General features: G+C 55.6%; 18 protein-coding genes and 1 pseudogene. 10 read left to right on the forward strand and 9 right to left on the reverse strand.

Annotation, left to right across the window (positions count from 1 at the left end; all coding sequences use genetic code 11):
- From tuf to dcuB, 10 genes and pseudogenes are all read left to right on the forward strand, one after another.
- Nucleotides 1-131, forward strand: a pseudogene (gene tuf, locus BHE81_RS23865) (elongation factor Tu); the annotation flags it as partial.
- Between the two features lie 336 nt (nucleotides 132-467).
- On the forward strand, nucleotides 468-851 hold the full coding sequence (gene secE / locus BHE81_RS23870; protein ID WP_002883772.1) for a preprotein translocase subunit SecE: 384 nt from the start codon (nucleotides 468-470) through the stop codon (nucleotides 849-851).
- A gap of 1 nt (nucleotide 852) precedes the next feature.
- Entirely contained in the window at nucleotides 853-1,398 is a 546-nt protein-coding gene (nusG, locus tag BHE81_RS23875; RefSeq protein ID WP_001287521.1) for a transcription termination/antitermination protein NusG, read from the forward strand.
- A gap of 156 nt (nucleotides 1,399-1,554) precedes the next feature.
- Entirely contained in the window at nucleotides 1,555-1,983 is a 429-nt protein-coding gene (gene rplK, locus BHE81_RS23880) for a 50S ribosomal protein L11 (protein WP_002884034.1), read from the forward strand.
- 3 nt (nucleotides 1,984-1,986) lie between these two features.
- Nucleotides 1,987-2,691, forward strand: coding sequence for a 50S ribosomal protein L1 (rplA, locus tag BHE81_RS23885; protein WP_002884036.1), 705 nt, complete (start codon nucleotides 1,987-1,989; stop codon nucleotides 2,689-2,691).
- Nucleotides 2,692-3,104: 413 nt separating this feature from the next.
- A complete protein-coding gene (gene rplJ / locus BHE81_RS23890) occupies nucleotides 3,105-3,602 on the forward strand; it encodes a 50S ribosomal protein L10 (protein ID WP_001207203.1) in 498 nt (165 codons plus the stop codon).
- Nucleotides 3,603-3,668: 66 nt separating this feature from the next.
- Nucleotides 3,669-4,034, forward strand: coding sequence for a 50S ribosomal protein L7/L12 (gene rplL / locus BHE81_RS23895; protein WP_002884142.1), 366 nt, complete (start codon nucleotides 3,669-3,671; stop codon nucleotides 4,032-4,034).
- A 324-nt stretch (nucleotides 4,035-4,358) separates the two neighbouring features.
- Nucleotides 4,359-8,387, forward strand: coding sequence for a DNA-directed RNA polymerase subunit beta (rpoB, locus tag BHE81_RS23900; RefSeq protein WP_004901914.1), 4,029 nt, complete (start codon nucleotides 4,359-4,361; stop codon nucleotides 8,385-8,387).
- A gap of 76 nt (nucleotides 8,388-8,463) precedes the next feature.
- Complete coding sequence (gene rpoC, locus BHE81_RS23905; RefSeq protein ID WP_002884146.1) at nucleotides 8,464-12,687, forward strand: DNA-directed RNA polymerase subunit beta'; 4,224 nt, start codon at nucleotides 8,464-8,466, stop codon at nucleotides 12,685-12,687.
- A gap of 400 nt (nucleotides 12,688-13,087) precedes the next feature.
- The gene (gene dcuB, locus BHE81_RS23910; protein WP_002884148.1) at nucleotides 13,088-14,428 is read left to right on the forward strand and encodes an anaerobic C4-dicarboxylate transporter DcuB; all 1,341 of its coding nucleotides are present in this window, start codon (nucleotides 13,088-13,090) and stop codon (nucleotides 14,426-14,428) included.
- Nucleotides 14,429-14,470: 42 nt separating this feature from the next.
- Here the strand turns inward: dcuB and BHE81_RS23915 are convergent, their stop codons facing one another.
- The 9 genes from BHE81_RS23915 to thiC all read right to left on the reverse strand — a co-directional run bounded on the left by BHE81_RS23915 (nucleotide 14,471) and on the right by thiC (nucleotide 22,483).
- A complete protein-coding gene (locus BHE81_RS23915) occupies nucleotides 14,471-14,788 on the reverse strand; it encodes a PTS lactose/cellobiose transporter subunit IIA (protein ID WP_002884149.1) in 318 nt (105 codons plus the stop codon).
- A gap of 3 nt (nucleotides 14,789-14,791) precedes the next feature.
- Nucleotides 14,792-15,097, reverse strand: a complete 306-nt coding sequence (locus BHE81_RS23920) for a PTS sugar transporter subunit IIB (RefSeq protein WP_002884150.1) — start codon at nucleotides 15,095-15,097, stop codon at nucleotides 14,792-14,794.
- Nucleotides 15,098-15,269: 172 nt separating this feature from the next.
- Nucleotides 15,270-16,802, reverse strand: a complete 1,533-nt coding sequence (locus tag BHE81_RS23925; protein WP_004178221.1) for a sensor domain-containing diguanylate cyclase — start codon at nucleotides 16,800-16,802, stop codon at nucleotides 15,270-15,272.
- 316 nt (nucleotides 16,803-17,118) lie between these two features.
- On the reverse strand, nucleotides 17,119-18,252 hold the full coding sequence (thiH, locus tag BHE81_RS23930) for a 2-iminoacetate synthase ThiH (protein WP_023285700.1): 1,134 nt from the start codon (nucleotides 18,250-18,252) through the stop codon (nucleotides 17,119-17,121).
- Nucleotides 18,249-19,019: a thiazole synthase gene (gene thiG, locus BHE81_RS23935; RefSeq protein ID WP_004152308.1), complete on the reverse strand. Its 771-nt coding sequence runs from the start codon at nucleotides 19,017-19,019 to the stop codon at nucleotides 18,249-18,251. Before thiG ends, thiH begins: the two co-directional genes overlap by 4 nt.
- Before the next feature lies 1 nt (nucleotide 19,020).
- On the reverse strand, nucleotides 19,021-19,221 hold the full coding sequence (gene thiS / locus BHE81_RS23940; protein ID WP_002884183.1) for a sulfur carrier protein ThiS: 201 nt from the start codon (nucleotides 19,219-19,221) through the stop codon (nucleotides 19,021-19,023).
- The gene (gene thiF / locus BHE81_RS23945; RefSeq protein ID WP_004177871.1) at nucleotides 19,205-19,960 is read right to left on the reverse strand and encodes a thiazole biosynthesis adenylyltransferase ThiF; all 756 of its coding nucleotides are present in this window, start codon (nucleotides 19,958-19,960) and stop codon (nucleotides 19,205-19,207) included. Before thiF ends, thiS begins: the two co-directional genes overlap by 17 nt.
- The gene (gene thiE / locus BHE81_RS23950; RefSeq protein WP_004146300.1) at nucleotides 19,953-20,588 is read right to left on the reverse strand and encodes a thiamine phosphate synthase; all 636 of its coding nucleotides are present in this window, start codon (nucleotides 20,586-20,588) and stop codon (nucleotides 19,953-19,955) included. The genes thiF and thiE overlap by 8 nt, the downstream gene beginning before the upstream one ends.
- Nucleotides 20,588-22,483, reverse strand: a complete 1,896-nt coding sequence (gene thiC / locus BHE81_RS23955) for a phosphomethylpyrimidine synthase ThiC (protein ID WP_023302347.1) — start codon at nucleotides 22,481-22,483, stop codon at nucleotides 20,588-20,590. Before thiC ends, thiE begins: the two co-directional genes overlap by 1 nt.
- Between the last annotated feature and the right edge of the window lie 66 nt (nucleotides 22,484-22,549).

The raw sequence follows: 22,549 nt of genomic DNA on the forward strand, positions 1-22,549 counted from the left end.
TGCCGGGCGACAACATCAAAATGGTTGTTACCCTGATCCACCCGATCGCGATGGACGACGGTCTGCGTTTCGCAATCCGTGAAGGCGGTCGTACCGTTGGCGCGGGCGTGGTTGCTAAAGTTCTCGGCTAATCGCTGATAACATTTGACGCAATGCGCAATAAAAGGGCATCATTTGATGCCCTTTTTGCACGCTTTCACACCAGAACCTGGCTCATCAGTGATTTTATTTGTCATAATCATTGCTGAGACAGGCTCTGAAGAGGGCGTTTATACACCAAACCATTCGAGCCTCAGGGCGACGGCTAATCAACTCCTTCTTTGCAACAGCAGGGCAGGGGTGACACCACCGTCAACATTGAAGCAATTTGAATAGTTAAGTGTATAATCCGAAACTTAATTTCGGTTTGGATCGCCTCGCCCCCGCGGGGTGAAATTGTTTGTAGAATACTTCTGACAGGTTGGTTTATGAGTGCGAATACCGAAGCTCAAGGGAGCGGGCGCGGCCTGGAAGCGATGAAGTGGATTATCGTTGCCGTGCTGCTGATCGTGGCGATCGTGGGCAACTTCCTTTATCGTGACATTATGCTGGCGGTGCGTGCGCTGGCCGTGGTTATTCTTATTGCTGCTGCCGGTGGCGTCGCGCTGTTGACGACGAAAGGTAAGGCGACCGTTGCTTTTGCTCGCGAAGCGAGAACCGAAGTTCGTAAAGTGATTTGGCCGACTCGCCAGGAAACGCTGCATACTACGCTGATTGTTGCTGCCGTGACTGCAGTAATGTCACTGATCCTGTGGGGACTGGATGGTATTCTGGTTCGCCTGGTCTCCTTTATCACTGGCCTGAGGTTCTGAGATGTCTGAAGCTCCTAAAAAGCGCTGGTACGTCGTTCAGGCGTTTTCCGGTTTTGAAGGTCGCGTAGCCACGTCGCTGCGTGAACATATCAAATTACACAACATGGAAGAGTTATTTGGCGAAGTCATGGTCCCGACCGAAGAAGTGGTTGAGATCCGTGGCGGCCAGCGTCGCAAAAGCGAACGTAAATTCTTCCCGGGCTATGTCCTGGTTCAGATGGTCATGAACGACGCAAGCTGGCACCTGGTGCGCAGCGTACCGCGCGTGATGGGCTTCATCGGCGGCACCTCTGACCGTCCGGCGCCGATCAGCGACAAAGAAGTCGACGCCATCATGAATCGTCTGCAGCAGGTTGGCGATAAGCCGCGTCCGAAAACGCTGTTTGAACCGGGTGAAATGGTTCGCGTTAACGACGGTCCGTTCGCTGACTTTAACGGCGTGGTGGAAGAAGTGGACTATGAGAAGTCCCGCCTGAAAGTTTCCGTTTCTATCTTCGGTCGTGCGACCCCGGTAGAACTGGACTTCAGCCAGGTTGAGAAGGCGTAAGCCGGCGATCAAAAAAGCAGCGATTTAATCGTTGCATAGGGCGCGAAATTGGCATACAATTCCGCGCCTTTTGTTTTTATGGGCCCGGCCCGTAAAACGATGTTTAATCACGGGGAGCTTCTCTGAAGCGTTAATACCCATTTTGAGGATTTAAGAATGGCTAAGAAAGTCCAAGCCTACGTCAAGCTGCAGGTTGCAGCTGGTATGGCGAACCCGAGCCCGCCGGTCGGCCCAGCACTGGGTCAGCAGGGCGTGAACATCATGGAATTCTGCAAAGCGTTCAACGCCAAAACTGATTCCCTGGAGAAAGGTCTGCCGATCCCGGTTGTTATCACCGTTTACGCTGACCGTTCCTTTACCTTTGTTACCAAGACTCCGCCGGCTGCTGTTCTGCTGAAGAAAGCTGCAGGCATCAAGTCTGGTTCCGGTAAGCCGAACAAAGATAAAGTGGGTAAAATCTCCCGCGCTCAGCTGCAGGAAATCGCGCAGACCAAAGCTGCCGACATGACTGGTGCCGACATTGAAGCGATGACTCGCTCCATCGAAGGTACTGCACGTTCCATGGGCCTGGTAGTGGAGGACTAAGAAATGGCTAAACTGACCAAGCGCATGCGCGTGATCCGTGAGAAAGTTGATGCAACTAAACAGTACGACATCAACGAAGCCATTGCTCTGCTGAAAGAGCTGGCCACCGCTAAATTTACCGAAAGCGTAGACGTTGCCGTTAACCTCGGCATCGACGCTCGTAAATCTGACCAGAACGTCCGTGGCGCAACTGTACTGCCGCACGGTACTGGCCGTTCCGTTCGCGTAGCCGTATTTACCCAAGGCGCAAACGCTGAAGCTGCTAAAGCTGCAGGCGCTGAGCTGGTAGGTATGGAAGATCTGGCTGAGCAGATCAAAAAAGGCGAAATGAACTTTGACGTTGTTATTGCTTCCCCGGATGCAATGCGCGTTGTTGGCCAGCTGGGCCAGGTTCTGGGTCCGCGTGGCCTGATGCCGAACCCGAAAGTAGGTACCGTAACTCCGAACGTTGCTGAAGCGGTTAAAAACGCGAAAGCAGGCCAGGTTCGTTACCGTAACGACAAAAACGGCATCATCCACACCACCATCGGAAAAGTGGACTTTGACGCTGACAAACTGAAAGAAAACCTGGAAGCTCTGCTGGTTGCGCTGAAAAAAGCAAAACCGACTCAGGCGAAAGGCGTGTACATCAAGAAAGTTAGCATCTCCACCACTATGGGTGCAGGTGTTGCAGTAGATCAGGCTGGCCTGAACGCTTCTGCAAACTAATGCCTTTACGTGGGCGGTGATTTTGTCTACAATCTTACCCCCACGATTCTGTCAATAAGACAGACGCTATGCGAGTCATTTGAATTGCAGCAAGGCAGCAATCGAGTGAATCACCGGGAGTGTAGTTAACTACATGACCGGTGTGAACGAGAGCAGCTAACGCCGCTGCGGTTCGAAGGACGAAGTCATAGGAAGAATTTGTTCGTTGGAGCCTGGCCTATCCAGGCCTCCGTCGAAGACCGCAGGTGTTTCGCAAGAAACTTAATCCCCTGCGTAGACGGTGACAGAACGCTAAGATTATTTTTGGATATTCTGGCTTGTTTCTGCTCACCGTATTTAGACGCTCTTTTCGTTGAATTGAGTGAAGTGAGTTCCAGAGCATAGGCTCTGGCAAACATCCAGGAGCAAAGCTAATGGCTTTAAATCTTCAAGACAAACAAGCGATTGTTGCTGAAGTCAGCGAAGTAGCCAAAGGCGCGCTGTCTGCAGTAGTTGCGGATTCCCGTGGCGTAACTGTAGATAAAATGACTGAACTGCGTAAAGCAGGTCGTGAAGCTGGCGTATACATGCGTGTTGTTCGTAACACCCTGCTGCGCCGCGTCGTTGAAGGTACTCAGTTCGAGTGCCTGAAAGACACGTTTGTTGGTCCGACCCTGATTGCATACTCTATGGAACACCCGGGCGCTGCTGCTCGTCTGTTCAAAGAGTTCGCGAAAGCGAATGCAAAATTTGAGGTCAAAGCCGCTGCCTTTGAAGGTGAGCTGATCCCGGCGTCGCAGATCGACCGCCTGGCAACTCTGCCGACCTACGAAGAAGCAATTGCACGCCTGATGGCAACCATGAAAGAAGCTTCGGCTGGCAAACTGGTTCGTACTCTGGCTGCTGTACGCGATGCGAAAGAAGCTGCTTAATCGCAGTTATCTTTGTAAAGCATTCGCTTACGTATAAACTTATTCTGATATTCAGGAACAATTTAAATGTCTATCACTAAAGATCAAATCATTGAAGCAGTATCCGCTATGTCCGTAATGGACGTTGTTGAGCTGATCTCTGCAATGGAAGAAAAATTCGGTGTTTCCGCTGCTGCTGCTGTAGCTGTAGCTGCTGGCCCGGTTGAAGCTGCTGAAGAAAAAACTGAATTCGACGTAATTCTGAAAGCTGCTGGCGCTAACAAAGTTGCTGTTATCAAAGCAGTACGTGGCGCAACTGGCCTGGGTCTGAAAGAAGCTAAAGACCTGGTAGAATCTGCTCCGGCTGCACTGAAAGAAGGCATCAGCAAAGACGACGCTGAAGCTCTGAAAAAATCTCTGGAAGAAGCTGGCGCTGAAGTTGAAGTTAAATAAGCCAACCCTTCCGGTTGCAGCCTGAGAAATCAGGCTGAGGCTGGTGACTTTTTGGTCACCAGCCTTTTTGCGCTGTAAGGCGCCAGTAGCGTTTCACGCTGTTTGACTACTGGTTTGCCTCTCAATGCTTGTTTCTATCGACGACTTAATATACTGCGACAGGTTAGGGTTCCTGGGCTGTGTAAATCGCAATGAAATGGTTTAAGCGTGATAGCAACAGGCATTGCGGAAAGTGTTCCATTTTCCGGTCAACAAAATAGTGTTGCATAAAAAACTGCCCTCTGCGGGCAGATGGGTCGACTTGTCAGCGAGCTGAGGAACCCTATGGTTTACTCCTATACCGAGAAAAAACGTATTCGTAAGGATTTTGGTAAACGTCCACAAGTTCTGGATGTGCCATATCTCCTTTCTATCCAGCTTGACTCGTTCCAGAAGTTTATCGAGCAAGATCCTGAAGGGCAGTATGGTCTGGAAGCTGCTTTCCGTTCCGTATTCCCGATTCAGAGCTACAGCGGTAATTCCGAGCTGCAATACGTCAGCTACCGTCTGGGCGAACCGGTTTTTGACGTTAAAGAATGTCAGATCCGTGGCGTGACTTATTCTGCACCGCTGCGCGTAAAACTGCGTCTGGTGATCTACGAGCGCGAAGCGCCAGAAGGCACCGTCAAAGACATTAAAGAACAAGAAGTCTACATGGGCGAAATTCCGCTCATGACCGACAACGGTACCTTTGTTATCAACGGTACCGAGCGTGTTATCGTTTCTCAGCTGCACCGTAGCCCGGGCGTCTTCTTTGACAGTGACAAAGGTAAGACCCACTCCTCCGGTAAGGTTCTGTATAACGCACGTATCATCCCTTACCGCGGTTCCTGGCTGGACTTCGAATTCGACCCGAAAGACAACCTGTTCGTTCGTATCGACCGTCGTCGTAAGCTGCCGGCTACCATCATCCTGCGCGCGCTGAATTACACCACTGAGCAGATCCTTGACCTGTTCTTCGAAAAAGTGGTCTTTGAAATTCGCGACAACAAGCTGCAGATGGAGCTGATTCCGGAGCGTCTGCGCGGTGAAACTGCCTCCTTCGATATCGAAGCCAACGGCAAAGTGTACGTTGAGAAAGGCCGTCGCATCACGGCTCGTCATATCCGTCAGCTGGAAAAAGACGATATCAAGCATATCGAAGTGCCGGTTGAATATATCGCGGGCAAAGTGGCGGCTAAAGACTATATCGATGAAGCGACTGGCGAACTGATCTGCCCGGCGAACATGGAGCTGAGCCTGGATCTGCTGGCTAAGCTGAGCCAGTCTGGCCACAAGCGTATCGAAACGCTGTTCACCAACGATCTGGACCACGGCCCGTACATCTCTGAAACGGTACGCGTCGACCCGACTAACGATCGTCTGAGCGCGCTGGTAGAAATCTACCGCATGATGCGCCCTGGCGAGCCGCCGACTCGTGAAGCCGCTGAAAGTCTGTTTGAGAACCTGTTCTTCTCTGAAGACCGCTACGATCTGTCCGCGGTTGGTCGTATGAAGTTCAACCGTTCTCTGCTGCGCGACGAAATCGAAGGTTCCGGTATCCTGAGCAAAGACGACATCATCGAAGTGATGAAGAAGCTCATCGATATCCGTAACGGTAAAGGCGAAGTGGACGATATCGACCACCTCGGCAACCGTCGTATCCGTTCCGTTGGCGAAATGGCGGAAAACCAGTTCCGCGTTGGCCTGGTACGTGTAGAGCGTGCGGTGAAAGAGCGTCTGTCTCTTGGCGATCTGGATACCCTGATGCCTCAGGATATGATCAACGCCAAGCCGATTTCCGCAGCAGTGAAAGAGTTCTTTGGTTCCAGCCAGCTGTCTCAGTTTATGGACCAGAACAACCCGCTGTCTGAGATTACGCACAAACGTCGTATCTCCGCACTCGGCCCAGGCGGTCTGACCCGTGAGCGCGCAGGCTTCGAAGTTCGAGACGTACACCCGACCCACTACGGTCGCGTATGTCCGATCGAAACGCCTGAAGGTCCGAACATCGGTCTGATTAACTCCCTGTCCGTGTACGCGCAGACCAACGAATATGGCTTCCTTGAGACGCCGTATCGTAAAGTGACCGACGGTGTGGTTACTGACGAAATTCACTACCTGTCTGCTATCGAAGAAGGCAACTACGTTATCGCTCAGGCGAACTCCAACCTGGATGAAAACGGCCACTTCGTAGAAGATCTGGTTACCTGCCGTAGCAAAGGCGAATCCAGCTTGTTCAGCCGCGACCAGGTTGACTACATGGACGTATCCACCCAGCAGGTGGTATCCGTCGGTGCGTCCCTGATCCCGTTCCTGGAACACGATGACGCCAACCGTGCATTGATGGGTGCGAACATGCAACGTCAGGCGGTTCCGACTCTGCGCGCTGATAAGCCGCTGGTTGGTACCGGTATGGAACGTGCTGTTGCCGTTGACTCCGGTGTTACTGCCGTGGCTAAACGTGGCGGTACCGTTCAGTACGTGGATGCTTCCCGTATCGTTATCAAAGTTAACGAAGACGAGATGTACCCGGGCGAAGCAGGTATCGACATCTATAACCTGACCAAGTACACCCGTTCTAACCAGAACACCTGCATCAACCAGATGCCTTGCGTGTCCTTGGGCGAACCTATTGAGCGCGGCGACGTGCTGGCAGACGGCCCGTCCACCGACCTCGGTGAGCTGGCGCTGGGTCAGAACATGCGTGTAGCGTTCATGCCGTGGAACGGTTACAACTTCGAAGACTCCATCCTCGTTTCCGAGCGTGTTGTCCAGGAAGACCGTTTCACCACTATCCACATTCAGGAACTGGCGTGCGTGTCCCGTGACACCAAGCTGGGGCCGGAAGAGATCACCGCTGACATCCCGAACGTGGGTGAAGCTGCGCTCTCCAAACTGGATGAATCCGGTATCGTTTATATCGGTGCGGAAGTGACCGGCGGCGACATTCTGGTTGGTAAGGTAACGCCGAAAGGTGAAACCCAGCTGACGCCGGAAGAGAAACTGCTGCGCGCGATCTTCGGTGAGAAAGCGTCTGACGTTAAAGACTCTTCTCTGCGCGTACCGAACGGTGTCTCTGGTACCGTTATCGACGTTCAGGTCTTTACCCGTGACGGCGTAGAAAAAGACAAACGTGCTCTGGAAATCGAAGAGATGCAGCTGAAGCAGGCCAAAAAAGACCTGTCTGAAGAACTGCAGATCCTCGAAGCCGGTCTGTTCAGTCGTATCTACGCGGTGCTGGTCTCCGGTGGCGTTGAAGCTGAGAAGCTCGACAAGCTGCCTCGCGATCGCTGGCTGGAACTGGGCCTGACCGACGAAGAGAAACAAAATCAGCTGGAACAGCTGGCTGAGCAGTATGACGAACTGAAACACGAGTTCGAGAAAAAACTCGAAGCGAAACGCCGTAAAATCACCCAAGGCGACGATCTGGCACCGGGCGTGCTGAAGATTGTTAAGGTATATCTGGCCGTTAAACGCCGTATCCAGCCTGGTGATAAGATGGCGGGTCGTCACGGTAACAAGGGTGTTATCTCTAAGATCAACCCGATCGAAGATATGCCGCACGATGCTAACGGTACGCCGGTAGATATCGTACTGAACCCGCTGGGCGTACCGTCTCGTATGAACATCGGTCAGATCCTTGAAACTCACCTGGGTATGGCTGCAAAAGGCATCGGCGATAAGATCAACGCCATGCTGAAACAGCAGCAGGAAGTCGCGAAACTGCGCGAATTCATCCAGCGTGCTTACGATCTGGGCGCTGACGTTCGCCAGAAAGTTGACCTGAATACCTTCAGCGATGAAGAAGTTCTGCGTCTGGCTGAAAACCTGCGTAAAGGCATGCCGATCGCAACGCCGGTATTCGACGGTGCGAAAGAAGCTGAAATCAAAGAGCTGCTGCAGCTGGGCGACCTGCCGACTTCCGGTCAGATCACCCTGTTTGATGGCCGCACCGGTGAACAGTTCGAACGTCCGGTAACCGTGGGTTACATGTACATGCTGAAACTGAACCACCTGGTCGACGACAAAATGCACGCTCGTTCCACCGGTTCTTACAGCCTGGTTACTCAGCAGCCGCTGGGTGGTAAGGCACAGTTCGGTGGTCAGCGCTTCGGTGAGATGGAAGTGTGGGCGCTGGAAGCATACGGCGCGGCCTACACCCTGCAGGAAATGCTCACCGTTAAGTCTGATGACGTGAACGGTCGTACCAAGATGTATAAAAACATCGTGGACGGCAATCACCAGATGGAACCGGGCATGCCGGAATCCTTCAACGTACTGTTGAAAGAAATTCGCTCGCTGGGCATCAACATCGAACTGGAAGACGAGTAATTCTCGCTCAAACAGGTCACTGCTGCCGGGTTAACGCCCGGCAGCGGAATGTGCTAACTCCGACGGGAGCAAATCCGTGAAAGACTTATTAAAGTTTCTGAAAGCGCAAACTAAAACCGAAGAGTTTGATGCGATCAAAATTGCTCTGGCTTCGCCAGACATGATCCGTTCATGGTCTTTCGGTGAAGTTAAAAAGCCGGAAACCATTAACTACCGTACGTTCAAGCCTGAGCGTGACGGCCTTTTCTGCGCCCGTATCTTTGGGCCGGTAAAAGATTATGAGTGCCTGTGCGGTAAGTACAAGCGCCTGAAACACCGCGGTGTGATCTGTGAGAAGTGCGGCGTTGAAGTGACCCAGACTAAAGTGCGTCGTGAGCGCATGGGCCACATCGAGCTGGCATGTCCGACTGCGCACATCTGGTTCCTGAAATCCCTGCCGTCCCGTATCGGTCTGCTGCTGGATATGCCGCTGCGCGATATCGAACGTGTACTGTACTTTGAATCCTATGTGGTTATCGAAGGTGGCATGACCAACCTCGAACGCAACCAGATTCTGACGGAAGAACAGTACCTGGACGCGCTGGAAGAGTTCGGTGACGAATTCGACGCGAAAATGGGCGCGGAAGCGATCCAGGCGCTGCTGCGCAATATGGATCTGGAGCAGGAATGCGAGCAGCTGCGTGAAGAGCTGAACGAAACCAACTCCGAAACCAAGCGTAAAAAGCTGACCAAGCGCATTAAGCTGCTGGAAGCTTTCGTTCAGTCTGGCAACAAGCCGGAGTGGATGATCCTGACCGTTCTGCCGGTACTGCCGCCAGATCTGCGTCCGCTGGTTCCGCTGGACGGTGGTCGTTTCGCGACGTCTGACCTCAACGATCTGTATCGTCGCGTGATCAACCGTAACAACCGTCTGAAACGTCTGCTGGATCTGGCTGCGCCGGATATCATCGTACGCAACGAAAAACGTATGCTGCAGGAAGCGGTTGACGCCCTGCTGGATAACGGTCGTCGCGGTCGTGCGATCACCGGTTCTAACAAACGTCCTCTGAAATCTTTGGCCGATATGATCAAAGGTAAACAGGGTCGTTTCCGCCAGAACCTGCTCGGTAAACGCGTTGACTACTCCGGTCGTTCTGTTATCACCGTAGGTCCATACCTGCGTCTGCATCAGTGCGGTCTGCCGAAGAAAATGGCGCTGGAGCTGTTCAAACCGTTCATCTACGGCAAGCTGGAACTGCGTGGCCTGGCCACCACCATCAAAGCCGCTAAGAAGATGGTTGAGCGCGAAGAAGCTGTCGTTTGGGATATCCTGGACGAAGTTATCCGCGAACACCCGGTCCTGCTGAACCGTGCGCCAACCCTGCACCGTCTGGGTATTCAGGCATTCGAACCGGTTCTGATCGAAGGTAAAGCCATCCAGCTGCACCCGCTGGTTTGTGCGGCATACAACGCCGACTTCGATGGTGACCAGATGGCTGTTCACGTACCGCTGACGCTGGAAGCCCAGCTGGAAGCGCGTGCGCTGATGATGTCTACCAACAACATCCTGTCCCCGGCGAACGGCGAACCAATCATCGTTCCGTCTCAGGACGTTGTACTGGGTCTGTACTACATGACCCGTGACAGTGTTAACGCCAAAGGCGAAGGCATGGTGCTGACTGGCCCGAAAGAAGCTGAGCGTATTTATCGCGCCGGCCTGGCCTCTCTGCATGCGCGCGTTAAAGTGCGTATCACTGAATACGAAAAAGACGACAATGGTGAGTTTGTCGCGAAAACCAGCCTGAAAGACACGACCGTTGGCCGTGCCATTCTGTGGATGATCGTACCGAAAGGTCTGCCGTTCTCTATCGTGAACCAGGCGCTTGGTAAGAAAGCGATCTCCAAGATGCTGAACACTTGTTACCGTATTCTGGGTCTGAAACCGACCGTTATTTTTGCGGACCAGACGATGTACACCGGCTTTGCTTACGCAGCGCGTTCAGGTGCATCCGTTGGTATCGATGACATGGTCATCCCGGAGAAAAAATACGAAATCATCAGCGAAGCGGAAGCGGAAGTTGCTGAGATTCAGGAACAGTTCCAGTCCGGTCTGGTGACCGCGGGCGAACGCTACAACAAAGTTATCGATATCTGGGCTGCGGCGAACGATCGTGTATCCAAAGCGATGATGGATAACCTGCAAACCGAAACCGTGATTAACCGTGACGGTCAGGAAGAGCAGCAGGTTTCCTTCAACAGCATCTACATGATGGCCGACTCCGGTGCGCGTGGTTCTGCGGCACAGATTCGTCAGCTGGCTGGTATGCGTGGTCTGATGGCGAAGCCGGATGGCTCCATCATCGAAACGCCGATCACCGCGAACTTCCGTGAAGGTCTGAACGTACTCCAGTACTTCATCTCCACCCACGGTGCTCGTAAAGGTCTGGCGGATACCGCACTGAAAACAGCGAACTCCGGTTACCTGACTCGTCGTCTGGTTGACGTTGCGCAGGACCTGGTCGTCACTGAAGACGACTGCGGCACCCTGGAAGGCATCACCATGACGCCGGTTATCGAAGGTGGCGACGTTAAAGAGCCGCTGCGCGATCGCGTACTGGGTCGTGTGACTGCGGAAGATGTTCTGAAGCCGGGTACCGCGGATATTCTGGTTCCACGCAACACGCTGCTGCATGAGCACTGGTGTGACCTGCTGGAAGCGAACTCCGTTGACTCCGTCAAAGTGCGTTCCGTTGTATCCTGTGACACCGACTTTGGCGTCTGCGCGCACTGCTATGGTCGTGACCTGGCGCGTGGCCACCTCATCAACAAAGGTGAGGCTATCGGCGTTATCGCGGCACAGTCCATCGGTGAGCCGGGTACACAGCTGACGATGCGTACGTTCCACATCGGTGGTGCGGCATCTCGTGCGGCTGCTGAATCCAGCATCCAGGTGAAAAACAAAGGTAGCATCAAGCTCAGCAACGCGAAGTCGGTTGTGAACTCCAGTGGTAAGCTGGTTATCACTTCCCGTAATACCGAGCTGAAGCTGATCGACGAATTCGGTCGTACCAAAGAGAGCTATAAAGTACCTTACGGTGCGGTTATGGCGAAAGGCGACGGTGAGCAGGTTGCCGGCGGTGAAACCGTCGCAAACTGGGATCCGCACACCATGCCGGTTATCACCGAAGTTAGCGGTTTCATCCGTTTCACTGACATGATCGACGGCCAGACCATTACTCGTCAGACTGACGAGCTGACCGGTCTGTCTTCGCTGGTGGTTCTGGACTCTGCAGAACGTACCGCAGGTGGTAAAGATCTGCGTCCAGCACTGAAAATTGTTGATGCTCAGGGCAACGACGTTCTGATCCCAGGCACTGATATGCCTGCTCAGTACTTCCTGCCGGGTAAAGCGATTGTTCAGCTGGAAGATGGCGTACAGATCAGCTCTGGTGACACCCTGGCGCGTATTCCGCAGGAATCCGGCGGTACCAAGGATATCACCGGTGGTCTGCCGCGCGTTGCGGACCTGTTCGAAGCACGTCGTCCGAAAGAGCCGGCTATCCTGGCTGAAATCAGCGGTATCATTTCCTTCGGTAAAGAAACCAAAGGGAAACGTCGCCTGGTTATCACCCCGGTAGACGGTAGCGAGCCGTACGAAGAGATGATCCCGAAATGGCGTCAGCTTAACGTGTTCGAAGGTGAACGTGTGGAACGTGGTGATGTGGTTTCCGACGGTCCGGAAGCACCGCACGACATTCTGCGTCTGCGTGGCGTACATGCTGTGACCCGTTACATTGTTAACGAAGTCCAGGACGTATACCGTCTGCAGGGCGTTAAGATTAACGATAAGCACATCGAAGTTATCGTTCGTCAGATGCTGCGTAAAGCCACCATCGAAAGCGCAGGCAGCTCCGACTTCCTCGAAGGCGAGCAGGTGGAATACTCCCGCGTCAAGATCGCGAACCGCGAACTGGAAGCGAACGGCAAAGTGGGCGCAACGTTCTCCCGCGATCTGCTGGGTATCACCAAAGCGTCTCTGGCCACCGAGTCCTTCATCTCCGCGGCATCGTTCCAGGAGACCACTCGCGTGCTGACCGAAGCAGCCGTTGCGGGCAAACGCGACGAACTGCGCGGTCTGAAAGAGAACGTCATCGTGGGTCGTCTGATCCCGGCCGGTACCGGTTATGCGTATCACCAGGATCGTATGCGCCGTCGCGCTGCTGGCGAGCTGCCGGCGGCACCGCAGGTGAGCGTGGAAGAAGCGTCTGCCAACCTGGCAGAGCTGCTGAACGCAGGTCTGGGCGGTTCTGACAACGATTAATCGTTGATGCACTGCTAAAAAGCCGGTCAGGTTTCCTGACCGGCTTTTTTTATTGTCTATTTTTCGCCGCTTTCCCGGCCCTTAATTACATTTACGACATATTAAATCTTCATTTTCTTAGCAATTAATTCATGCAAAATATCTATTAGAAGCCTTTTTCTAAAACCTTTCTTTATGTATGGGTAAAACTTCTACTCATATCAAAAAATAATCAATTCAAAGGGTATATATTCAAAATACCTGATGAATCATGGGATTACTTCTGTTGCTGTATCTTCGGCGCGACGGCGCTGGAGAGGGATAGCCGCATCTCATGCTTCTCCCGGTCAGGCGCAGAAATAATCCCGACAGGCAGGTAGGGATCATTTTTAGATCTGAGTGGACAGGCTCTGGGGGCTGCATGGAATTCGCGATACAACTCATTATTATATTAATTTGTCTGTTTTATGGTGCCCGAAAAGGGGGGATTGCGCTGGGGCTGCTGGGCGGCATCGGTTTGGTGATCCTCGTCTTTGTTTTTCATCTCCAGCCGGGCAAACCGCCGGTTGATGTGATGCTGGTGATCATTGCAGTGGTAGCCGCCTCGGCGACCCTGCAGGCGTCCGGCGGGTTAGACGTGATGCTGCAGATTGCCGAGAAGCTGCTGCGGCGTAACCCGAAATATGTTTCTATCGTGGCGCCTTTCGTCACCTGCACGCTGACCATCCTCTGCGGTACCGGCCACGTGGTGTATACCATCCTGCCGATTATCTACGATGTGGCGATTAAGAATAACATTCGTCCGGAGCGTCCGATGGCCGCCAGCTCCATTGGCGCTCAGATGGGGATCATCGCCAGCCCGGTCTCGGTGGCGGTGGTATCGCTGGTGGCGATGCTGGGAAATTTTACCTTTAACGGGAAACACCTGGAGTTTCTCGATCTGCTGGCGATAACCATTCCGTCCACGCTGCTGGGTATTTTAGCCATCGGTATCTTCAGCTGGTTCCGCGGCAAAGACCTGGATCAGGACGAAGCCTTCCAGGCGTTTATTGCGCTCCCGGAGAACCGCCATTACGTCTATGGCGATACGGCGACGCTGCTGGACAAAAAGCTGCCGACCAGCAACTGGATAGCAATGTGGATTTTTCTGGCCTCTATCGCCGTGGTGGCGCTGCTTGGCGCTTTTTCTGAACTGCGCCCGGCCTTTGACGGTAAACCACTGTCGATGGTGCTGGTTATCCAGATGTTTATGCTGCTCTCCGGAGCGCTGATCATCATCATTACAAAAACTAACCCGGCATCGATTTCCAAAAATGAGGTCTTTCGTTCGGGAATGATCGCTATCGTCGCGGTGTACGGCATCGCGTGGATGGCGGAGACCATGTTTGGCGCGCACATGACCGAGATTAAAGGCGTGCTTGGTGAGATGGTAAAAGAGTATCCGTGGGCTTATGCCATCGTGCTGCTACTGGTTTCGAAATTTGTGAACTCCCAGGCGGCAGCGCTGGCGGCGATTGTGCCAGTAGCCCTGGCCATCGGCGTCGACCCGGCCTATATCGTGGCTTCTGCGCCGGCCTGCTATGGCTATTATATTCTGCCGACCTACCCAAGCGATCTGGCGGCGATCCAGTTTGATCGCTCAGGGACCACCCATATCGGCCGCTTTGTGATTAACCACAGCTTTATCCTGCCCGGGCTCATCGGCGTCGGCGTCTCCTGCGTGTTTGGCTGGGTATTCGCGGCGATGTACGGCTTTCTGTAAGAAGGACGGGCGCCGACAGCGACGCCCGTTAAATCCGTGAGATTATTGCGCGAGGGGCAGACGACGATAGAGTTCAATCATGTCGGTCGCCAGATCCTGAATGACCATAGCGTTCATCAGATGGTCCTGGGAATGCACGGTGATCAAGTTGACCGGCAATTTACCGCTGCCTTCATCCATGCCGATAAGCTGGGTCTGAATTTTATGCGCATGTTTGACGAACTCATGGGATTCAGCCATGGCCTGCTCCGCGGCGACAAAATCGCCTTTGCGCGCCAGCTGTAGCGCCGTCAGCGCCGCGCTACGTGCGGAACCCGCGTTAACCAGCAGCTCCATGATGATCGTTTCTAAATCTTCCATCGATTACTCCAGCATCTTAAGGGCTTTATCCAGAACGGCATCACCTTTCATCATGCCGTAGTCCATCATATCGATCACGGCGACCTTCTTGCCGAACGGGTCGGCCAGCGCCTGCAGCTTCGCCTGCTCATATTTCACCTGCGGGCCGAGCAAAATAATGTCGGCGGCGGCCAGATTATCTTTAAACTCAGCGACCGGTACGGCCTTGATAGAGACCTCAACACCCTTCTTCTGCGCGGCATCTTGCATACGCTGAACCAGCATGCTGGTAGACATACCGGCGGCACAGCACAAAACGATATTCTTCATAGTCAGTGGCCCTTGTGTTCCGTGATGTCTTATCTTTATCGCGGCCCTGGCGATGCGACAACCGCTTTACCGTGATTGTGTGTAAGGCATCACACAATAATTGAAACCGGTTTCATTTTTTCCGGAAAAAATAAAAAAGCCCACCGAAGTGGGCGGTGGCGGCGCTGAAGTCTTACGCGCGCAGGATACGGTTTTTACCCTGCTGTTTGGCTTTGTACAGCGCTTCATCGACGCTCACCACCAGCTTATCCAGTGGCTCCATATTCCATTCCCCGAGGCCGGCGCTGAAGGTGACCGTCAGGCCATCTTCGCGCCAGGTGCGTCGTTCGACGTTTACCCGCCATGTTTCCAGCAGCGTGCGGGCGTTATCGATATGTTCGGCAGGAAAGACCACCGCGAACTCTTCGCCGCCGTAGCGATAGAGAGATATCTCCAGCGGCTGGAGGACCTGCAGCCCTTCGCGGGCGACGTTACGCAGGACGATATCGCCATTGAGGTGGCCCCAGGTGTCGTTGATCGATTTAAAGTTATCGATATCGACCAGCGCGAGGGCGAACGGCTGGTGATCGTTCATCAGGGCGGCAATATCGCTGTCGAAGGCGCGGCGGTTTTTGCAGCCGGTGAGAGCGTCGATGGTCGCCTGGCGGACGTAGGACAGTTCGCGCTGTTTATTGGTTTCAATCGCTTTACTCAGCATCGCCTCAAGGCGCGGGGCGCGTTTGACGTCACCGGTTTTAATCGCATTGATGATATTCATCAGCACGGTACGGGAAGCATGACGCAGATAAAGACCGAACAGGATAATAATGATCGCTGCGAGAGTGAAACCGCCGATCACTAAATTGGTCTCATGACGTGTCAGATTGACCAGGGTGGCGTTATCGACACGGAAAATCACAAACCAGTCGGGATTGGTAAAGGAGTAATAGTAATACCAGGTGTCGCTCCCGGGATCGTAAAGCTGCCCCTCTCCGCTGGTCATTTTATCCATCAGTTCGTCCCTGACGAAGGGTTTAAACAGCGCGCCCGGGTCGGAGTGCAGGACCACTTTGCCATCCCGTTGCACCACAAAAAATTCCCCCTGTACGGGCGCCACCATCTGGCGCAGCGCGAACCCCATGGAGGTGAGATCGAGATGAAAGGCGAGGCTGCCCTTGAGTTTCCCTTCCGGGGTAATGATGGGTTTGAAAATGGTAATCGTCGGATGGTGGGTGAAATAATCCATATACGGACTGGTGTAGTGGCTGAAGGTGCTGGCTTCCGCCTGTTTGATAAACCAGGGCCGCGTTCTGGGATCGAAAGCCCGGCTGTCTTCGTTTTCCAGCACCTCCGGGGCGCGCAGATAGTGGCCCTCGGTATCCGCCAGCGAGATGGATGAGACGCTTGGCATCATGTTCTGTAACTGCATCAGCGTGGTTAACCCTTTCTCCGGCTCCACATTGACTGCGCGATTCAGTTCGTCATTGCGGGCAAAGAAGGCGGCTGCGCGCCCGAGGATAAAATCATTTTCCCGCAGCAGGGTTTCCGTATAGTTAATCGCCAGGTTATGGGTAAAATTGCGGTTAATATCGTGATAATCTTCGAGAAAATCTTTCTGTTGCGCCAGAGTCACAAAAATAGCGATCAGCATAAAACTGAGCAAAATACCGGCAAACCCCACGACGATCGGCGTCGTAAAAGAGAGCTTTCTGTTGTGTAGAGCCATGAATCGTTAATCGTCCCGGATGTATAAACCATGGGTCCGAACGCAGGTTGCGTCTGGGACGCCTGCCGATCGAATCAGTTCACTATTGCTCAATTATAACTCTGAGGCCTTCATGTATCGTGATTTATATTCGGCGATAATGTGCAGGCCTCTGCTCAGCGCGGAGAGGCAGGGCGAAAATGAGGAAGAAAAGGTTCGCCCTGGTCAGCGTCCGCTGCTGACCCGGGCAGAATAGAAAAACGGCGTCGGGCGGGCCAGCCTCCGTTTTTCATCTCTCGTGCAGGCGCGCAAAATTATCAGGCGTTTACACTGTACATCATGAGGTTTGCGAAGCGCGTCCCAGCCAGCTATCCCAGTCTTTCCATACCGGCTGCAGGCCGCGGGCGGCCAGCGCGCTGGCGACCACTTCAGGGCGGCGATCGTCGTGCGGGGCAAATTGCTCGAGCTCCGGATGATCGTCGGCGTAGCCGCCGGGCTGGGTTTTAGAGAAGGCGCTGACGTTATTGATCGCCAGCGGGATCACCCGGTCGCGGAACCAGGGTGATTCGCGGGTGGATAGCGACAGCTCAACCTCTGGCGCCAGCAGGCGGAAGGCGCAGATAGTTTGCACCAGCTGGCGCTCATCCATCAGCGAAGCCGGTTCAATACCGCCGGCGCAGGGACGCAGGCGCGGGAAGGAGACCGAATAGCGGCTGCGCCAGTAGCGCTGCTGCAGCCACAGCAGGTGCTCAGCGACTATAAAGCAGTCCACTCGCCAGCTGTCGGAAAGGCCGATGAGCGCGCCAAGGCCGATCTTATCGATCCCCGCCGCGCCTAAGCGATCCGGCGTATCCAGCCGCCAGAAGAAATCCTGCTTTTTTCCTTTCAGATGGTGTTGGGCGTACATGCTTTCATGATAGGTCTCCTGATAGACCATCACCCCGTCGAGCCCCAGGGTTTTCAGCTCGGCATACTCTTCAGTCGCCAGCGGCTGCACCTCCATATGCAGCGAGGCAAACTGGCTGCGGATAGCCGGTAGGTGCCGACGGAAATAATCCATTCCCACCTTACCCTGATGTTCGCCGGTCACCAGCAGCAGATGCTCAAAGCCCAGGTTGCGGATTGCGGCGCACTCGCGGGCAATCTCGGCGGCATCCAGTGTCTTGCGCTTAATGCGGTTGCTCATCGAGAAGCCGCAGTAGGTGCAGTCGTTAGCGCACAGGTTGGAGAGATACAGCGGCACGTAGAAGCTGACGGTATTGCCGAAGCGCTGCCGGGTGAGGCGCTGCGCGCGCTGGGCCAGCGGTTCAAGGTAATTGGCCGCGGCAGGCGAGAGCAGGGCCATCATATCGTCGCGGGTGAGCTGTTTGGCCGCCAGCGCCCGTTCGACGTCGGCGGCGGTTTTGCTGTTGATGCGCAGGCGGATATCGTCCCACTCCAGCTGCCGCCAGCGATCGCTAAAGGTTTTCATGCTAGCGCCTCCAGGAATCCGGTGAGCGGGCTGGTGGCCTGCGCCTGCGTACTGCGTGCCCCCGGTCCGGCCTGACGCGCCAGTAATCCGGCATCGATCGCCATACGGAAGGCGCGGGCCATGGCCACGGGGTCGTCGGCGACGGCAATGGCGGTATTGACCAGCACCGCGTCCGCGCCCATCTCCAGCGCCTGCGCTGCATGGCTCGGGACGCCGATCCCGGCGTCGACCACCACCGGGACCGTCGCCTGCTCGATAATAATCTCCAGCATGGCTTTGGTTTCCAGCCCCTGATTGGAGCCGATCGGCGCACCCAGCGGCATCACCGCCGCGCAGCCCACCTCTTCCAGTCGTTTACACAGCACCGGATCGGCGCCGCAGTAGGGCAGCACCACGAACCCTTCGCGGACCAGCAGCTCCGCCGCTTTCAGGGTTTCAATCGGGTCGGGCAGCAGCCAGCGGGCGTCCGGGTGGATCTCCAGCTTCAGCCAGTGGGTACCCAGGGCTTCCCGCGCCAGACGGGCGGCAAACACCGCCTCTTCCGCCGTCTTGGCGCCCGAGGTATTCGGCAGCAGGTTAACCCCCGCCGCCAGCAGCGGGGCGAGGATGGCGTCATTGCGCTGGCGTAAATCGACGCGCTTCATCGCCAGGGTTACCAGTTGGCTGCCCGAGGCGCGAATCGCCTCGACCATCACCTCCGGGGCGGCGAATTTGCCGGTACCGGTGAAAAGATGGGATTCAAACGTTTTGTCTGCAATACGTAACATGTCAGCCTCCAGCGATAACCTGAAAAAGCAGGACCCGATCGCCTTCCTGCAAGAGATGATCTTCCCACCGGTCGCGCGGCAGGATGTGTTGATTGAGCGCCAGCGCAACGCCAGGCTGCTGCTGTTCGAGCTGGGTCAGCAGGGCGCTGACGCTGAGATTGTCGGCGCACGCCAGCGGCTCGTCGTTAAACCAGATCTGCATGCCGCCCTCCGCACACCGGGCAGCTCCGGGAACGCTGTAGCGCAAGGGCGCGCCAGTTGCTGGTGCGGGCGTCGAACAGCCGCAGGGTGTTGCGCGGCGTCGCCATGCCGCTGAGCAGCTTAATCGTCTCCAGCGCCTGCAGGGTGCCCATCATGCCGACCACCGGGCCGACGATCCCCGCGGTGCGGCAGTTGCGCTGCGGTTCATCGCTTTCCGGCCACAGGCAGCGATAGCAGCCCTGCGTCCAGGGCGGGGTGAGCACCATCAGCTGACCGCCGAAGCCCACGGCGCTGGCGGTCACTAACGGGGTATCGAGGGCCACACAGGCGGCATTGATCGCCTGGCGGGTGACCATATTATCGGTACAGTCCAGCACCACGTCCGCTTTCGCCACTTCGGCGCGGAGCGCCTCGCCGCTTAAGCGCTGCTGGAGCGCTACCAGTTTGATCTGCGGGTTTAGCTGGCTGAGCCGGGTCTGTGCCGCTGCGGCTTTTGGCCGATCGATATCCGCGCTAGTGAACAAGATCTGCCGTTGCAGGTTGCTGAGATGCACCGCGTCGTCATCGGCCAGGGTCAGCGTCCCGACGCCAGCCCCGGCCAGATAGAGCGCCGCCGGGGAGCCCAGCCCGCCAAGGCCGATAATCAGCACTCGACTGGCTAACAGCTTCTGCTGCCCTTCGATGGCAATATCCTCCAGCAGCAGCTGGCGGCTATAGCGCATAAAGTCGTGATCATTCATCGCCCGCTCCCGCCAGCGCCAGCAGTTGGTTGGTCGCTGCCCGCCAGTCCGCCGCCTGGGTGATGGCGCTGACCACCGCGATGCTGCCGACGCCGGTCGCCAGTACCCCCGGCGCCTTTTCCAGGCTAATTCCGCCGATCGCCACGGTGGGGTAATCCGCCAGGCGTTGAATATGTCTGGCAAGCTGCTCGAGGCCCTGCGGCGCGGAAGGCATCTGTTTGGTTTGCGTCGGGAAGACGTGACCTAGCGCGATGTAAGAGGGGCGCGCCGCAAGGGCGACATCAATTTCCATATCATCGTGAGTAGAGACGCCAAGACGCAGCCCGGCCTGGCGGATAGCGCTCAGATCGGTGGTTTCCAGATCTTCTTGTCCGAGATGCACGCCATAGGCCTGGTGCTTAATCGCCAGTTGCCAGTAATCGTTAATGAACAGTCGGGCGTGATAGCGGCGACCAAGGGCGATGGCGGCGATCACGTCATCCTCAACTTCGCTGTCGCGCCGGTCTTTGATGCGTAACTGAAGGGTACGTACCCCAGCTTCGAGCAGGCGCTCAATCCACGCCACGCTGTCCACCACCGGGTAGAGTCCGAGACGAAACGGGACGGGTGGAAAATCAGGTTGATACATCAGGCTTCCTCCTGTTTCAGGTAGATTTCGCCGCCGCGGGCGCGGAAGTTATTCGACATATCGGCCATGCCGGCTTCGATACTTTGCTTCGCGGCGTAGTCGCGGACCTCCTGAGTGATTTTCATCGAACAGAATTTCGGCCCGCACATGGAGCAGAAGTGGGCGACTTTGCCGGACTCCTGCGGCAGGGTTTCATCGTGATAGGCCCGCGCGGTGAACGGGTCGAGCGCGAGGTTGAACTGGTCTTCCCAGCGGAATTCAAAACGCGCTTTAGACATCGCGTTGTCGCGGATCTGCGCCCCGGGGTGGCCTTTCGCGAGGTCGGCGGCGTGGGCGGCGATTTTGTAGGTAATCAGCCCCTGTTTGACATCCTCTTTGTTGGGCAGGCCGAGATGCTCTTTCGGCGTGACATAGCACAGCATGGCGCAGCCGAACCAGCCGATCATTGCCGCGCCGATACCGGAGGTGAAATGGTCGTAGCCCGGCGCGATATCAGTGGTGAGCGGCCCCAGGGTGTAGAACGGCGCTTCGTGGCAGTGCTCCAGCTGTTCGGTCATATTGCGGCGGATCATCTGCATCGGCACGTGGCCAGGGCCTTCAATCATCACCTGCACGTCATATTCCCAGGCGATTTTCGTCAGTTCGCCGAGGGTGCGCAGCTCGGAAAACTGCGCCTCGTCGTTGGCATCCTGAATGGAGCCGGGGCGCAGGCCATCGCCCAGCGACAGCGACACGTCATAGGCGGCGCAGATTTCGCAGATTTCGCGGAAATGCTGGTAGAGGAAGTTTTCCTGATGATGCGACAGGCACCACTTAGCCATGATTGAGCCGCCGCGCGAGACGATACCGGTCAGGCGCTTCGCCGTCATCGGGACGTAGCGCAACAGTACGCCGGCGTGAATCGTGAAGTAGTCGACGCCTTGCTCGGCCTGTTCCAGCAGGGTATCGCGGAAGACTTGCCAGGTGAGATTCTCGGCGATGCCGTTGACCTTCTCCAGCGCCTGGTAAATCGGCACGGTACCAATCGGCACCGGGCTGTTGCGCAGGATCCACTCGCGGGTTTCGTGGATATAGCGGCCGGTGGAGAGGTCCATCACCGTGTCGGCGCCCCAGCGGGTTGACCAGACCAGTTTCTCGACCTCTTCTTCGATGGAAGAGGTCACCGCCGAGCTGCCGATATTGGCATTCACTTTCACCAGGAAGTTGCGGCCGATAATCATCGGTTCAGACTCCGGGTGGTTGATGTTGGCGGGGATGATGGCGCGTCCGGCGGCCACTTCATCGCGAACAAACTCGGGGGTGATGTTTTCCGGAAGGTGGGCGCCGAAGCCTTCACCTGCGTGCTGCTGGCGCAGAACCTCGCTGCGGATACGTTCGCGACCCATGTTTTCGCGAATGGCGATGAACTCCATCTCCGGGGTGACTATCCCCTGGCGGGCGTAATGCAGCTGGGTAACGCATTTGCCAGCGACGGCGCGTTTGGGCGTCAGCAGGCCGCTGAAGCGCAGCTCATCGAGACCGTCGTCGGCCAGCCGCGCTTTGGTATAGGCCGAGCTGCGTTCGCTGAGCGGCGCGCAGTCGTTACGCGCGTCGATCCACGGCTGGCGCAGCTTTGCCAGCCCCTGGCGGACATCAATGCTAATATCCGGGTCGCCATACGGCCCGGAGGTGTCATACACCGGGATCGGTTCGTTGGTTTCGTACCGGGGGTTATCTTTATCGCCGCCGACGAGAGTTGGGCTGAGCTGAATTTCACGCATCGGGACGCGGATATCCGCTTGTGAGCCGTGAACATAGATGCGGCGTGAATTAGGAAAAGCGGTACCCGCCAGCGTATCAATGAATCGCTGCGCGTGCTCGCGTTGTTCCCGACGGGTTAGTTTGGTAGTAGACATAGCGCATTCCAGTTAAAAAAGGACATGGCTTGTCAGACGACGGATGGAGTAACAGATGCGATCGGC

It is taken from the genome of Klebsiella sp. AqSCr, assembly GCF_008452795.1.
GTDB classification, from domain to species: Bacteria; Pseudomonadota; Gammaproteobacteria; order Enterobacterales; family Enterobacteriaceae; genus Klebsiella; species Klebsiella pneumoniae.

Coding starts and splice junctions, on each gene's coding strand:
- secE (WP_002883772.1), top strand. CDS start 468: ATGAGTGCGAATACCGAAGCTCAAGGGAGCGGGCGCGGCCTGGAAGCG.
- nusG (WP_001287521.1), top strand. CDS start 853: ATGTCTGAAGCTCCTAAAAAGCGCTGGTACGTCGTTCAGGCGTTTTCC.
- rplK (WP_002884034.1), top strand. CDS start 1,555: ATGGCTAAGAAAGTCCAAGCCTACGTCAAGCTGCAGGTTGCAGCTGGT.
- rplA (WP_002884036.1), top strand. CDS start 1,987: ATGGCTAAACTGACCAAGCGCATGCGCGTGATCCGTGAGAAAGTTGAT.
- rplJ (WP_001207203.1), top strand. CDS start 3,105: ATGGCTTTAAATCTTCAAGACAAACAAGCGATTGTTGCTGAAGTCAGC.
- rplL (WP_002884142.1), top strand. CDS start 3,669: ATGTCTATCACTAAAGATCAAATCATTGAAGCAGTATCCGCTATGTCC.
- rpoB (WP_004901914.1), top strand. CDS start 4,359: ATGGTTTACTCCTATACCGAGAAAAAACGTATTCGTAAGGATTTTGGT.
- dcuB (WP_002884148.1), top strand. CDS start 13,088: ATGGAATTCGCGATACAACTCATTATTATATTAATTTGTCTGTTTTAT.
- BHE81_RS23915 (WP_002884149.1), bottom strand. CDS start 14,788: ATGGAAGATTTAGAAACGATCATCATGGAGCTGCTGGTTAACGCGGGT.
- BHE81_RS23920 (WP_002884150.1), bottom strand. CDS start 15,097: ATGAAGAATATCGTTTTGTGCTGTGCCGCCGGTATGTCTACCAGCATG.
- BHE81_RS23925 (WP_004178221.1), bottom strand. CDS start 16,802: ATGGCTCTACACAACAGAAAGCTCTCTTTTACGACGCCGATCGTCGTG.
- thiH (WP_023285700.1), bottom strand. CDS start 18,252: ATGAAAACCTTTAGCGATCGCTGGCGGCAGCTGGAGTGGGACGATATC.
- thiG (WP_004152308.1), bottom strand. CDS start 19,019: ATGTTACGTATTGCAGACAAAACGTTTGAATCCCATCTTTTCACCGGT.
- thiS (WP_002884183.1), bottom strand. CDS start 19,221: ATGCAGATCTGGTTTAACGACGAGCCGCTGGCGTGCGCCGACAATCTC.
- thiF (WP_004177871.1), bottom strand. CDS start 19,960: ATGAATGATCACGACTTTATGCGCTATAGCCGCCAGCTGCTGCTGGAG.
- thiE (WP_004146300.1), bottom strand. CDS start 20,588: ATGTATCAACCTGATTTTCCACCCGTCCCGTTTCGTCTCGGACTCTAC.
- thiC (WP_023302347.1), bottom strand. CDS start 22,483: ATGTCTACTACCAAACTAACCCGTCGGGAACAACGCGAGCACGCGCAG.